This is a genomic window from Chryseobacterium mucoviscidosis, from assembly GCF_002177115.1.
Lineage (GTDB): Bacteria > Bacteroidota > Bacteroidia > Flavobacteriales > Weeksellaceae > Chryseobacterium > Chryseobacterium mucoviscidosis.
The window spans coordinates 1-575 of sequence record NZ_MVAG01000062.1 but is presented as its reverse complement, the minus strand read 5'-3'; the positions used below and the strand labels follow the sequence as shown (position 1 = coordinate 575).

General features: G+C 35.7%; 1 protein-coding gene. It reads right to left on the bottom strand.

The genetic code is table 11. From position 1 onward, the window contains the following. Positions 1-173 precede the first annotated feature (173 nt). On the bottom strand, positions 174-575 hold a 402-nt coding region (locus tag B0E34_RS02505), incomplete at its 5' end, for a transposase (protein ID WP_165762939.1).

Sequence of the window (575 nt, the reverse complement as noted above, 5' to 3'; positions counted from 1 at the left end):
TAGAGAATAGAGCAGTAGGTAGCTCGTCGGGCTCATAACCCGAAGGTCATCGGTTCGAGTCCGGTTCCCGCTACTATTGTAAAGAGTATTGCAGTTTTTGTGATACTCTTTTTATTTCTTTAAACTGTGATTAGTAAATGCCGGTATGGCGGATCATAGCCAAAACTTGGGGGCTATGCAAAAAGTTTAGTTAATCTGAATAGAAAGAAAGTTCTGTCTTTTACCCCTCGAAGTTGTAGTCTGAAGTTTTTAATTTTCGCATTAAAAGATTCCGCAGCAGCATTGGTGCTTCTTGCTTCAAAATAATTGAGAATATCGTTGTAATGATTTATAATGGTATTCTTTAGTGTAGAAAATGATTTAAAACCCGACTCTTCAACATCCTTAAACCAATGAGCCAACTTCAACATGGCAACGGATTTTGTTATATTTTGATTGTATATTTTTCTTAAACTATCCGATAAATGGTAGATTTTTTCTAAGTCGGGATATTCTCTAAACAGGATCTTTACTCGTTTACTTTGATTTTCTGTCCATTTTTCTCTGCTTTTGTAAAGTAAATACCGGCTTCTTGC